Raw genomic sequence first — 12,504 nt, forward strand, 5'->3', positions numbered from 1 at the left:
GCCATGCCTTCCCGGGAATATGAACGCCAATAGACTGGGCCGGTGGCTACCCTGACCGGAACGACGCGCACCCCATTCGCAGGCCCGACACTCGATGAGATCGAGGCCGCTCGCGACGTCGTCTCCCGGGTCGTCGAACACACGCCGATGGAGACGTCGCGATACCTCGCAGAAGTGCTGGGGTCGCCCGTCCACCTCAAGTGCGAGAACCTCCAGCGCACCGGCTCGTACAAGATCCGCGGGGCGTACAACCGACTCGCACAGCTCACCCCCGAAGAACGTGAGCGTGGAGTGGTCGCGGCATCCGCCGGCAACCACGCCCAGGGCGTCGCGTTCGCCGCGCGCAATCTTGGAATCGCCGCCACGATCTTCATGCCACGCGGTGTCGCCATTCCGAAGCTGCAGGCCACCCGCGACTACGGGGCGGATGTGGTGCTCCGGGGCGACACGGTCGAGGAGCCTCTGCGCGCTGCCGCACAATTCGCATCCGACACCGGGGCGGTCCTCATCCCACCGTTCGACCACAAGGACGTCGTGACAGGCCAGGCGACACTGGGCCTCGAGATCCTCGACGACGTCCCAGATGCCACAACGATCGTCGTCCCCATCGGAGGCGGCGGGCTCATCTCCGGTGTCGCGACCGCGGTCAAACTGCGGGCGGCGAAGGAAGGGCGCGAGATCCGCGTCATCGGCGTGCAGGCGGCCAACGCCGCGGCCTACCCGCCCTCACTTGCCGCAGGGGAGCCCACAGAGATCTCCTCGGTGGCGACGATCGCGGACGGCATCGCGGTCAGCAAGCCGGGCGTCCTGAACTTCGAGATCATCCGCGACACCGTCGACGAAGTCGTCACGGTGAGCGAAGACGACATCGCCCGCGCCATGCTCGTACTGCTCGAGCGCGCCAAGATGGTCGTCGAGCCGGCCGGCGCGGTATCGGTCGCCGCGATCCTCGCGGGCAAGATCGCACCCACCGGGCCGACGGTCGCGATCCTCAGCGGCGGCAACATCGATCCTCTGCTCATGCAGCGCGTCATCGGACACGGGCTCGCCGCATCCGATCGCTACCTGAAGCTGACCATCATGCTTCCCGACCGCCCGGGCCAGCTCGCGCGCATTGCAGAACTGCTCGCCGAGGCGAACGCCAACGTCGTGGAGGTGCTGCACACTCGCCACGGTCATGACCTTCAGCTCACCCAGGTTGAACTGGACGTGAGCGTCGAGACCCGCGGCACCGAGCACCGGCAGCTCGTCATCGAGGCGCTGCGGGCGGCAGGATACGACCCGGTCGTCGACTACGAGTGAGGCAGCGCGCTGGAGCTTGGAGCGTCGCATCGCGACGCCGCGACGCTAGCGCCGAGCAAGCTACGCTTGCGAGGTTTACTGCCCCCCGTACGTCTCGACCTTGGTGACGGTCACTGCGATCTCCCGGCCGTTCGGCGCGGTGTAACTCGTCGATTCGCCGACCTTGAGCCCGAGGATGGCGGAGCCCAGCGGGCTCTGCTCGCTGTAGACCGAGAGGTCGCTACCCGAAGCCATCTCGCGGTTGCCGATGAGGAAAATGCTCTCGTCACCGGCGATGTCCGCAGTGATGACGGTGCCCGGCTCGACGACGCCGTGGCTCTCCGGGGCTGCGCCGACCGTAGCATGGCGGAGCAGCACGGTGAGCTGCACGATGCGGGCCTCGATCTTGCCCTGCTCGTCTTTCGCGGCGTGGTATCCGCCGTTCTCCTTGAGGTCTCCCTCTTCGCGCGCGGCCTCGATTCGCTTGGCGATCTCGTTTCGGCCGTTGACGCTCAGCTCCTCGAGCTCGGCCGCGAGGCGGTCATAAGCATCCTGGGTCAAGAAGGTGACCTGAGTCTCCTGAGACATGCTGAACTCCTTTGCGCCATCCGGGGTCGCCCCCGGATGTGATGGACGGTCGGGCTGCGAACTCCCGACTTTAAAGTCGACGCCCCGACGTATCCGTCAGGGCGTTCAGAAGAGCTTAAGTCAGCCAGCAGCTCGAAATCAAACCGGTGTTGCTCAGCTCAGTCGTTCTGATGATCTCAGTATGGCTCGTCACACGCTGCGCGGCGCCCGGGTACGACACGATTTTCCATCCGACGATCGCGAAGTTCTCGTCGAGCGCCTGCACTGCGCACGTCACGGGCGTGCCTGGAGGTGTGTTGATGGCGAAGGTCACGCTGACCGAATGGTCGTCGACGATGGTGTGGGCTGTGTCGGTCGCCTCGAGATTGCCGGACGAGCCGTCGAGTCCGGCCCAGAGGACCCACGCCGTGAAGACTGCGACAAAGGCGAGGGCGATGCCGATGATCCACCAGCGGTCGCGGCGCGACCGATTGCGCGTCCGACCATAGCGTTCGGCAAGCTGCTCAGTCACAGCCATGCTTCTCCCAGCACTGATACTCCCGTGAAAATGGTGCGCCGTTCCGAACGGTTAGGCTTGATATCAAGACTAGGAGAGATTCCTGAGAACCACGGCCGCTCCACGAAGGGCCCGCGAGAAGTGAAGACGGAAATGCCTGAGACCGACCCGTTCGCCGGAATCGAGAACATCGCGTGATCGCAGCCCTTCTGCTGACGGCAGCGTCCACGCCGTCGCCGACGCCGACCACGCCACCCGACTTCAACCCGGACACGGTCACGCCCGGTTTCGTCGGCTTCATCATCACCTTCCTCATCGCGGTCGTGGTCGTGCTGCTCATCCTCGACATGGTGCGCCGCATCCGGCGTGTCCGCTACCGCGATGAGATCCGGCAGCTGCTCGACGAGGAGCAGTTGCGCACCCTCGACGAGGACGTCGACCCGAAGGCCGGCGGCGACGACACGTCCGGGCCCTCGACTGAGAAGCCCGACGACTCTCGCTGACTAGCGAGCCGCGGGCAGCGCGCGGCTCAGCCGACGTTGTAGACCGGGTGCAGCGCGATCAGCAGCACTCCCGTCCAGTGGCAGAGGAACGCCAGCACGGTCAGTGTGTGGAAGATCTCGTGGAACCCGAAGACTCCCGGCCACGGGTTGGGCTTCTTCAGGCCGTAGATGATGGCGCCCGCGGTGTAGAGGAGGCCGCCGACGATCACCAGCACCATCATCGCCACATTGGCGTCGAGCAGGTCGACGATGTACATCATCGCCGCCCAGCCGAGGGCGAGGTAGATCGGCACGTAGAGCCAGCGGGGGGCCGTGATCCAGAAGACGCGGAAGCCGATGCCGAGGAGGGCGCCCGCCCACACCAGGGAGAGCAGCAGGATGCCCTTCGATGGCGGGAGCGCGAGGATCGCGAGCGGCGTGTACGTTCCCGCGATCAGCAGGAAGATGTTGGCGTGGTCGATGCGTTTCAGGATGACCTTCATACGCGGCTGCCAGTTGAAACGGTGATAGAGGGCCGAGTTGCCGAAGAGCAGCATCGAGGTCAGCATGAACACGGCCGATGACCACTTCGCGGGCGCCCCGTGTGCAAGCGTGATGAGGACGATTCCCGCGGCGATCGCGACCGGGAACGTAGCCGCGTGGATCCAGCCCCGCCAGGTCGGCTTGATGTCGGCGACGTTCGCCGCCGACGCGTCGAGCAGCGGGATGTTCGGAAGATCCGGCCCGCGTTCCTCGTCTTCTTTGACCGCGGCATCCGCGGCACCCAGAGCGGACGTCGGCTCGCGAAGGAGCTCGGCGACATCCTCGGTCTCGGGGGTCTTACGGGGGTTCATGCTGCAAGAGTACGGGACAGGCGGGGCCGCGACCCTGTGAGTTGGTGCAGCGCTCGCTCGCGGTAACGTACAAGTGTGACGAAGCAGCGGACATCCCTGGGGCGCGGGCTGCTTTACGGTCTCTACCAGAACCGGCTGCGCAGAGGACTCACGAAGGACGTGGTGCCCGGCCACGTCGCGATGATCATCGACGGCAACCGGCGCTGGGCCCGTCTGGCGGGCCATGAGACCGTCGCTCACGGCCATCGCGCGGGCGCGGCGAAGATGCGCGAGTTCCTCGAATGGTGCGACGATCTCGGGATCTCGGTCGTCACCCTCTACCTGCTGTCGTCGGATAACCTCACCAATCGCGAGAGCGAAGAGCTCTCCGACCTGATCGAGATCATCGCGGAGCTCGCCGAAGATCTCTCGCACTACCGCAACTGGCGTGTCCAGCACGTGGGTTCGACCGCAGGGCTTCCCGAACCGCTGGTGCAGACCCTGGTCGCGGCAGAGAAGCGGTCGGCAGGCAACACAGGCCTGCACATCAATCTCGCGGTCGGCTACGGAGGCCGCAAAGAGATCACGGATGCGATGCGCAGCATCGTCGCGGCGCATCACGCAGAAGGCGGCAGTCTCGAAACCCTCGCCGACCTGCTCACCCCCGACCTGATCGGCGAACACCTCTACACGGGCGGCCAGCCCGACCCCGACCTCGTGATCAGGACGTCGGGCGAGCAGCGCCTCAGCGACTTCATGCTCTGGCAGAGCGCGCACAGCGAGTTCTATTTCGTGGAGGCGCTCGGACCCGACCTGCGCGAGGTGGACTTCCTCAGGGCGGTGCGCGACTACTCGCGCCGCCAGCGCCGATATGGGAGCTGACCGGCTCGAATGAGCATCCCTCGTGCCCTCTGGCTGTCAGAATGAGCGCGGAGGAAACGATGATCGCTGTCGAAGAGTTCGCCGCGGGCTTCCGCGAGGAGCCCGGCTACCTGGACTACGGCCGGGTCGGACCGCTGTCCGCGTCGGTGCTCGCAGAAGCGACCGGGCAGAACGAGATCCTCGCCAAAGGACGGTTCGGCAGTGTCGAAGGGATGCGGCGCGAAGACCAGCGTGTGCGCGAGGCGGTTGCGACGCTGACCGGCTTCGATGCTGAGCAGGTCGTCTTCCAGCCGAACACCAGCACCGGCCTCATGCAGGCGATGTTCGGGATGACCGGGGGAGTCCTCCTGTCGGCCGGTGAGTTCCCGAGCGTCACCTTCGCCGCCGTCCGAGCGTCCCAGGCACTCCACGTCGTCACGCCGACCTGGCTCGAGACCGACCACGGGCGCGTGACACCCGGGCAGATCAGGGAGCAGATCACGCAGGGCACGGCGGCAGTCGCCGTGAGCCTGGTGGATTCGCGCACCGGCTACCTCACCGACATCGACGGCATCCGCCAGGTCATCGGCGACCGGCTGCTGATCGTGGATGCCATCCAGGGCTTCGGCGTGGTCGACGCGCCTTTCGAAGTGGCGGACGTCGTCGTCGGCGGCGGCCAGAAGTGGGTGCGCGCCGGGTGGGGAACCGGCTTCCTCGCTCTGAGCGAGCGGGCGCTCGACCATCTCACCCCCGTCTTCAGCGGCTTCACCGGAGCCGACGTGACCGAGTCATGGGACACGGTCGTCGACCCGAGCCAGACGGCCAAGGCGTTCAGCGTGAGCAACCCGGATTTCATCGCACAGGCCCGGTTCTCGGCCGGGCTCGAAGAGATCGCTGCGGTGGGGGTTCCGGCCATCAACGCCGCGATCTCCGACCGCGTTGAGAGCGTGCTCGACCTCGCCGACGACTTCGCGATCCCCGTCGGATCGTCGCGAAGCGCCGATGAGCGCGCCGGAATAGTCGTCCTGGAACCGCAGCCGGAGCAGATGACGGTGCTCGCAGCATCCCTCTTCAACCACGGAATCACTGCGACCGGCCGCGGCCAGAGCATCCGCCTCAGCATCCACGCCGGCACCGGCGACGAGACGCTCGAAATGCTGCGGGCGGCGTTCACCTCGTACGCGAGCGCGTACTAGCCCGCCCACACGAACCGGGCGACCGCGCAAGGCCCTCAACTGGGGTCACACTTCATCTGTTCGTAACCTGAAAAGCAGGCGTGTCTCACCCGCCGTTTCGCGGAGCGGACGTACCTTCTCACTATCGGGCACGGCGCCCGGTCGAGACGGCCACGTAAGTTCGTTTCGTTACGAACCGGCCGACTCGCCAACTTAATCCGACCGCTCTCGCGGCGGTCGGGGTGGGAGTGGTTGTGGCCGAACTAGAAACCCGACAGCCAGCTGGAAACCAGGAGAACGGAACCGAACGGCGGGACTCGAAAGAGACAACTGAACAGATCGATCAGACCGAGCGTACCTATGTCCTGGATACCTCGGTCTTGTTGTCTGACCCGAAGGCGATCTTCCGGTTCGCCGAGCACGCTGTCGTCATTCCGGTCGCGGTGATCAGTGAGCTGGAAGGCAAACGCAACGACCCGGAGATCGGATATTTCGCCCGCCAGGCTCTGCGCAACCTCGACGAACTGCGCATCAAGCACGAGCGGCTCGACTTCCCGATCCCGGTCGGCGACGGCGGCTCGCTGCGCGTCGAGCTCAATCACTCCAACATGTCGGTGCTGCCGAGCGGGCTCCAGCTGGGAGACAACGATTCGCGCATCCTCGCAGTCGCGCTGAACCTGTCGAACGACGGTCTGGCGGTGACAGTCGTCTCGAAGGACCTGCCGCTGCGCGTGAAGGCCGCCTCGATCGGTCTTGCCGCCGAGGAGTACCGCGCCGAACTCGCCGTCGACTCCGGCTGGACCGGTCTCGCCGAGATCACGCTCGGCTCGGATGCGATGGCCGACCTGTACGACCAGGAGACCGCCCGCTCACCGCTCGTCGCAGAGCTGCCGGTGAACACGGGCCTCATCATCCACTCCGATCGCGGTTCCGCCCTCGGGCGCGTGACCGGGGAGCGCACGTTCAAGCTCGTCCGCGGCGACCGCGACGTGTTCGGTCTGCACGGGCGGTCGGCGGAGCAGCGCCTTGCGATCGACATGCTGCTCGACCCCGAGATCGGGATCCTCTCGCTGGGAGGTCGAGCCGGAACGGGGAAGTCCGCGCTCGCACTCTGCGCGGGTCTCGAAGCGGTGCTCGAACGCAACCAGCACAAGAAGATCATGGTGTTCAGGCCGCTCTACGCGGTCGGCGGGCAGGAACTCGGCTACCTGCCCGGAGACCAGGGCGAGAAGATGAACCCGTGGGGGCAAGCGGTGTTCGACACGTTAGGCGCCCTGGTCTCGCAAAACGTCCTCGACGAAGTCCTGGATCGCGGGATCCTCGAGGTGCTGCCACTCACGCACATCCGGGGTCGTTCGCTCCATGACGCGTTCGTGATCGTCGACGAGGCGCAGTCGCTGGAGCGCAACGTGCTCCTGACGGTATTGAGTCGCGTCGGCACGAACTCGCGGGTCGTGCTCACCCACGACGTGGCGCAGCGCGACAACCTGCGCGTGGGCCGCCACGACGGTGTCGCATCCGTCATCGAGACGCTGAAGGGGCATCCGTTGTTCGCGCACATCACGCTGACCCGATCGGAGCGGTCGGCCATCGCCGCCCTGGTCACCGAAATGCTGGAAGGCAACGAGCTGACCTGAGTCGCCGCCCGGTTGATCGAACCGCCCTCGCTCCCTCAGGATCGGGGGCGGTTCGCCGTACGGGGGCTGCCTGTGGACGGATTCTGCGCGGCTGGGGGAGATCTCGATAGCGTTTCCGGATGCGCGGCACGGGTTCGAGGCGAGCGATGGACGGGATGACCCGGTTCGCGCTCGCGGCCTGCCTCGCGGTCGTCGGCTGGCGTGCGGCCGACGGTGAGCTGACGGTCGCCGCGCCGCTCCTGTATCTCGCACTGGTCACCGGCGAGCTGTGTCGCATCGATCGCGCCGAGTTCCGGCTGCCGAACGCGCTCGTCGTCCCGGGGCTCGGGTTCGCCGTCACCGGTGTCGCGTTCGCAGCGCTCGCGGGTCGAGATCTCGTGACGGCCGTCGGGTGGGGAGCCGGTTACGCTGCGGTGCTGCTGGCGCCTGCGCTGTGCGGTGCGGCGGGGATGGGCGACGTGAAGCTGGCGGCGGTGCTCGGCCTGGTGCTCGGCTCGCTCGGGCCGTGGGTCGCGCTGATCGGGTCTGTGTCGGCATTCGTCGTCGCGGGGGTCGTCGCGCTCGCCACGGTCGTCGTGGACGGCGCGCGACGTGACGACCAGGTCGCTTTCGGCCCGTTCATGCTCGGCGGTTTCTGGGGGGCCGTCGCGCTCGCGGCGGCTGTCTGAGCGGGTGTGCGGTGTTCGGCTACGACTGCCCGAGTCTGGAACGACTGCGGCGGCTCGAGACGTGCGCACACGTGTCGAACCGCCGCAGTCACTGTGGCGGAGAGCCCGGATCAGCCGGGGTGCGTCATGCTCAGCACGTCGAGTGCTATGTCGAGCTGTTCGAGTGTGACCTCACCGCGCTCGACGAACCCGAGATCGATGACGGCTTCGCGGATGGTCATGCCCTTCGCGACCGCGTGCTTGGCCACCTTGGCGGCCGCTTCATAGCCGATCACGCGGTTCAGCGGAGTGACGATCGACGGCGACGACTCGGCGAACGCCCGAGCGCGGTCGACGTTGGCCTCAAGACCGATGATGGTCTTGTCGGCGAGCACGCGAGCACCCTGCGAGAGAAGGCGGATCGATTCGAGGAGCGCGGTGCCCATCACGGGGATGGCCACGTTGAGCTCGAAGCTGCCCGACGCACCGCTCCAGGCGATGGATGCGTCGTTGCCGATGACACGTGAGGCGACCATGAGCACGGCCTCCGGGATGACCGGATTGACCTTGCCGGGCATGATCGACGATCCGGGCTGCAGGTCGGGGATGCTGAGCTCACCGAGTCCGGTGTTCGGGCCGGACCCCATCCAGCGCAGGTCGTTGCAGATCTTCGTGAGGCTGACTGCGATGACGCGGAGCGCACCGGACGCCTCGACGAGCGCATCGCGGTTCGCCTGCGCCTCGAAGTGGTTGCGTGCCTCGGTGATGGGCAGCTCGGTCTCCTGCGTGAGCAGTTCGATCACGAGCTGCGGGAAGCCGAGCGGCGTGTTGATTCCGGTGCCGACGGCGGTGCCGCCGAGCGGAACCTCGGCAACGCGGTGCAGCGCCGACTGGACGCGCTCGATGCCGAGCCGGATCTGGGCCGCGTAGCCACCGAACTCCTGGCCGAGGGTGACGGGTGTCGCATCCATCAGGTGGGTTCGTCCCGACTTGACGACCGTCGCCCAGAGCGTGGCCTTCTCTTCGAGGGCGACTGCGAGGTGGTCGAGTGCCGGGATGAGGTCGTCGATGAGTGCACCGGTCACGGCGACGTGCACGGAGGTCGGGAAGACGTCGTTCGACGACTGTGAGGCGTTGACGTGGTCGTTCGGGTGCACGGGGCTGCCGAGCCGCCGTGTGGCGAGCGTCGCGAGCACCTCGTTCATGTTCATGTTCGACGAGGTGCCGCTCCCCGTCTGGTAGACGTCGATCGGGAACTCGCCGTCGTGCACTCCGGTGACGACTTCGTCGGCGGAGGCTGCGATCGCATCGGCGATGGTCTGGTCGAGCACGCCGAGGCGGGCGTTGGCCAGGGCAGCCGACTTCTTGATGCGGGCGAGAGCAGCGATCTGCGCGGGCTCGAGAACGGATCCGGAGATCGGGAAGTTCTCGACTGCACGCTGTGTCTGGGCGCCGTAAAGGGCGCCGGCCGGAACGCGGACCTCGCCCATCGTGTCGTGTTCGATGCGGTACTCGGCATGAGCCGGGGTGTCCACCACGGTGTGTTTTCCTTTCTGGGGCGCTTCGCGCTGTGCGGGATGCACGTGCGGGACGCGCGAGTTGAGCCGGCCGGTTCTCAGACCAGTCCGACGACGATGTCGGGAACGGCCCGACCTTCCTGGAGGCGGTAGTTGGCACCAACGATAGCCAACCTCCCCTCCGCGACGGCAGAGCTGATCAGCTCGGAGCTCTGCAGGAGCTCGGCGACCGTGTCACGCAGGTGCTCACGGCCCACCTCGCTCGCGTCGACGTCTGCGATCTCGATCGGTTTCTCCGGCGAGGCGTGGGTGACGCGCCGGACAGCCGGGACGATCGGGGCGATCAGGTTGGCGATGTGCGGCGGAAGCGGCTGCGCATCGGTCGACTGCGACTCGATCGCTGCCCGAACGGCACCGCATTCGTCGTGCCCGAGCACGAGGATGAGCGGAACGTGGAGCACTTCGACGGCGTATTCGAGGGAACCGAGCACCGATTCGGACATGACCTGCCCGGCGTTGCGCACGACGAAGGCGTCGCCGAGCCCCAGGTCGAAGATGATCTCTGCGGCGAGCCGGGAGTCGCTGCAGCCGAAGATCGCTGCAAGCGGTGACTGCGATGCGGCCAGCACCTCGCGTCGCTCGGCGTCCTGCCTCGGATGCTCGGGTGCGCCGGTGACGAAACGCTCGTTTCCGCGCAGCATGGCATCCCACACGCGCGACGGTCTCGGCGGCGTCACTTGGCCGCTCCCAGCGCGCCGAGCTGGTCGCACAACGCGTCGGTCACGGTCGCGAACTCCGAATCCTGGGCGGTTCCGAACACGACGACCGTGCTGGCGCCCGCCTTGGTCGCGAGGGCGTAGTCGACGTTGCCGTTGTCCTGGCCGGAATTGCGGTTGTTGTAGACATCCCACTGCTGGCCGCAGATCGTCTTCGTCGAGGAGACGAGCGTGCGGTCGACCTGCGTCGCGAGCCAGCTGTCGTTGGCGTTGAAACCCTGCATGATGCCGATGTACTCCTTCGAAGGCGTGATCAGGCCGATGTACCAGGCGTCGACTCCGTCGGGAGTCTTCGTGCGCAGTTCTGCGTTGTTCGACGTCCAGCCGCCCGGGAGTTTGGGAGTCAGGAGGGCGTCGGGCTCCGCGCCCTGCGCCTGGGCGGCGATCGTCGTGTAGTCGACGGCCGGCGAGGCAGGCGTCTGGCCGCGGGGAACGAAAAGCACGATCGCAGCCACGACGGCGACGGTCGCGATCAGCGACAGGACGAGGTTGTTCACCGTCTGCCGATTGCGGTGGTTGCTGGAATTCTGGGCTTTGCGCTCAGCTGTTTCCTCGGGAGTTTCCGGTCGCCCGAGCTCTGCCACGACTGCGGGGGGCCGTTTCGACGGACTCATTCGTCGTCAACGACTCCCGTCGTGCTCGTGGCGGCACCGGCGCGCGCGGCGTCCAGCCGGGCCTTGGCGCCGATCAGCCATTCTTCGCAGCGGCGGGCGAGGGCCTCGCCACGCTCCCACAACGCGATCGAGTCTTCGAGCGATGTCGAGCCCTGCTCGAGTTCGGAGACGACCCGGACCAGTTCGTCGCGGGCCTCTTCGTAACTGAGGGATGCGACTTCGGTGGGGGATTGCGCCATGTCATCCAGTCTAGTTCGAGCCACGATCGGTCTGCTGCGAGTTTGCACAGGCCCGCGGAGGGACAGCTACTGGTCGCGCCCGGCGGAGACGGCGCCGATGCGACCCTCCGCCAGGGTGATCGCGAGTTCCGTTCCGGCGGGCGCCTCTTCGGGTGCGCGAGCGACCGATCCGTCTGCCAGCTGCACGATCGCATAGCCGCGGTCGAGGGTTCCCTGGGGCGAGAGCGCGCGAAGCTGCGAGCGCAGCTCGCCGGTGCGTGTCATCTCCCGGTCGACGAGGCGGAGTGCGAGCTCGGCGCCCCGGGCGACGTAGCGCGTGAGTTCTTCGGCGCGCGTGTCGACGATCCACGACGGCGACATCATCGACGGCCGCGAACGAAGATGGCCGATCCGGTCGATCTCGGCGGTCACGAGGTGGGTCAGCCGCATGCTGAGTCGCGCCCGCGCCTGATGCACACGCACCATCTCTTCGGCGACGTCGGGGACGACGCGTTTCGCAGCATCCGTCGGCGTGGATGCACGCAGATCGGCGACATCGTCGAGCAGGGGCCGGTCGGCTTCGTGGCCGATCGCGCTCACCAGCGGCGTCGAGCACTCCGCTGCCGCCCGCACAACCCGCTCGTCGCTGAAGCCGAGGAGGTTCTGGAAGTCTCCACCACCCCGGGCGACGATGATCACATCCACCTCGGGGTCGGCGTCGAGCGCCTTGATCGCGGCGGTGACGTCGGGCACCACCCGTTCGCCCTGGACGGCGGTATGGATGGTGCGGAACCGCACCGCGGGCCAGCGCAGCTGAGCGTTTCGCAGCACGTCCTTCTCGGCGTCGGAGTCACGCCCGGTGATCAGGCCGATGCAGTGGGGCAGGAACGGGAGCTTCTTCTTGCGACCGACATCGAAGAGTCCTTCGCTCGCAAGCTGTCGGCGGAGGCGTTCGAGCCTCTCCAGCAGGTCGCCGAGGCCGACATGCTTCATGTCGAAGACCTGCATGGTCAGGGTGCCGCCCTTGACCCAGAAGTTCGGCTTGATGAGCGCGACCACACGATCGCCCTGCTTCAGGTCGGCAGGGATGCGCGTGCGTACCGACGACCAGATCGTGAAGCCCACGGTTGCGTCCTCGCTGAGGTCTTTGAGCTTTCCGTAGACGTTTCCGCCCGAGATTCCCCACTGGGTGATCTCGCCCTCCACCCAGGCCGTTCCCAGACGCTCGATGTACCCGCGGATCTTGGCCGAGAGGGTCGCGACCGGCCACGGTTCGTCGGCTGTCGGAAGCCCCGACGGCGCCGGAGCGCTCTGGGCTGCGGGAGGGGCGTCGGTCACGTCCATCCTTCCCATCAGGTCTCCAGCGCACTCACCTAGAC

General features: G+C 66.9%; 14 protein-coding genes. 6 read left to right on the top strand and 8 right to left on the bottom strand.

Features of this window, described 5'->3' with window-relative positions; all coding sequences use genetic code 11:
- Positions 1-42: 42 nt before the first annotated feature.
- The gene (gene ilvA, locus AAYO93_RS05650) at positions 43-1,302 is read left to right on the top strand and encodes a threonine ammonia-lyase (RefSeq protein ID WP_345764029.1); all 1,260 of its coding nucleotides are present in this window, start codon (positions 43-45) and stop codon (positions 1,300-1,302) included.
- 75 nt (positions 1,303-1,377) lie between these two features.
- Here ilvA and greA read toward each other — a convergent pair whose 3' ends face one another.
- Together greA and AAYO93_RS05660 are read right to left on the bottom strand one after the other, a co-directional pair.
- The gene (greA, locus tag AAYO93_RS05655) at positions 1,378-1,869 is read right to left on the bottom strand and encodes a transcription elongation factor GreA (protein WP_345764030.1); all 492 of its coding nucleotides are present in this window, start codon (positions 1,867-1,869) and stop codon (positions 1,378-1,380) included.
- Positions 1,870-1,984: 115 nt separating this feature from the next.
- Positions 1,985-2,380 carry a DUF4307 domain-containing protein gene (locus AAYO93_RS05660; RefSeq protein ID WP_345764031.1) on the bottom strand — a complete coding sequence of 132 codons (396 nt, stop codon included), beginning with the start codon at positions 2,378-2,380 and terminating at the stop codon, positions 1,985-1,987.
- Positions 2,381-2,559: 179 nt separating this feature from the next.
- Between AAYO93_RS05660 and AAYO93_RS05665 the strand changes: the two genes are divergently transcribed.
- Entirely contained in the window at positions 2,560-2,868 is a 309-nt protein-coding gene (locus tag AAYO93_RS05665) for a hypothetical protein (protein WP_345764032.1), read from the top strand.
- Between the two features lie 26 nt (positions 2,869-2,894).
- Here AAYO93_RS05665 and trhA read toward each other — a convergent pair whose 3' ends face one another.
- Positions 2,895-3,701, bottom strand: coding sequence for a PAQR family membrane homeostasis protein TrhA (gene trhA, locus AAYO93_RS05670; protein WP_345764033.1), 807 nt, complete (start codon positions 3,699-3,701; stop codon positions 2,895-2,897).
- Positions 3,702-3,776: 75 nt separating this feature from the next.
- On the opposite strand from trhA, the gene AAYO93_RS05675 reads away from it, so the two are divergent.
- From AAYO93_RS05675 to AAYO93_RS05690, 4 genes are all read left to right on the top strand, one after another.
- Positions 3,777-4,562, top strand: a complete 786-nt coding sequence (locus AAYO93_RS05675) for an isoprenyl transferase (protein ID WP_345764034.1) — start codon at positions 3,777-3,779, stop codon at positions 4,560-4,562.
- Between the two features lie 41 nt (positions 4,563-4,603).
- Positions 4,604-5,737, top strand: a complete 1,134-nt coding sequence (locus AAYO93_RS05680; RefSeq protein ID WP_345764035.1) for an aminotransferase class V-fold PLP-dependent enzyme — start codon at positions 4,604-4,606, stop codon at positions 5,735-5,737.
- Positions 5,738-6,054: 317 nt separating this feature from the next.
- Positions 6,055-7,353, top strand: a complete 1,299-nt coding sequence (locus AAYO93_RS05685) for a PhoH family protein (protein WP_345764821.1) — start codon at positions 6,055-6,057, stop codon at positions 7,351-7,353.
- A gap of 119 nt (positions 7,354-7,472) precedes the next feature.
- Entirely contained in the window at positions 7,473-8,021 is a 549-nt protein-coding gene (locus tag AAYO93_RS05690; RefSeq protein ID WP_345764036.1) for an A24 family peptidase, read from the top strand.
- 110 nt (positions 8,022-8,131) lie between these two features.
- Here the strand turns inward: AAYO93_RS05690 and AAYO93_RS05695 are convergent, their stop codons facing one another.
- The 5 genes from AAYO93_RS05695 to xseA all read right to left on the bottom strand — a co-directional run bounded on the left by AAYO93_RS05695 (position 8,132) and on the right by xseA (position 12,463).
- Positions 8,132-9,538 (bottom strand): class II fumarate hydratase, encoded by a 1,407-nt coding sequence (locus AAYO93_RS05695; protein ID WP_345764037.1) that lies wholly within the window; start codon positions 9,536-9,538, stop codon positions 8,132-8,134.
- Positions 9,539-9,615: 77 nt separating this feature from the next.
- Positions 9,616-10,218 carry a carbonic anhydrase gene (locus AAYO93_RS05700; protein WP_345764822.1) on the bottom strand — a complete coding sequence of 201 codons (603 nt, stop codon included), beginning with the start codon at positions 10,216-10,218 and terminating at the stop codon, positions 9,616-9,618.
- A gap of 32 nt (positions 10,219-10,250) precedes the next feature.
- A complete protein-coding gene (locus tag AAYO93_RS05705) occupies positions 10,251-10,790 on the bottom strand; it encodes a DUF4245 domain-containing protein (RefSeq protein WP_345764038.1) in 540 nt (179 codons plus the stop codon).
- A gap of 113 nt (positions 10,791-10,903) precedes the next feature.
- Entirely contained in the window at positions 10,904-11,146 is a 243-nt protein-coding gene (locus AAYO93_RS05710; RefSeq protein WP_345764039.1) for an exodeoxyribonuclease VII small subunit, read from the bottom strand.
- A gap of 66 nt (positions 11,147-11,212) precedes the next feature.
- Positions 11,213-12,463, bottom strand: a complete 1,251-nt coding sequence (gene xseA, locus AAYO93_RS05715) for an exodeoxyribonuclease VII large subunit (RefSeq protein WP_345764040.1) — start codon at positions 12,461-12,463, stop codon at positions 11,213-11,215.
- Positions 12,464-12,504 lie beyond the last annotated feature (41 nt).

The sequence above is a fragment of the Diaminobutyricibacter sp. McL0608 genome, assembly GCF_039613825.1.
Lineage (GTDB): Bacteria > Actinomycetota > Actinomycetes > Actinomycetales > Microbacteriaceae > Diaminobutyricibacter.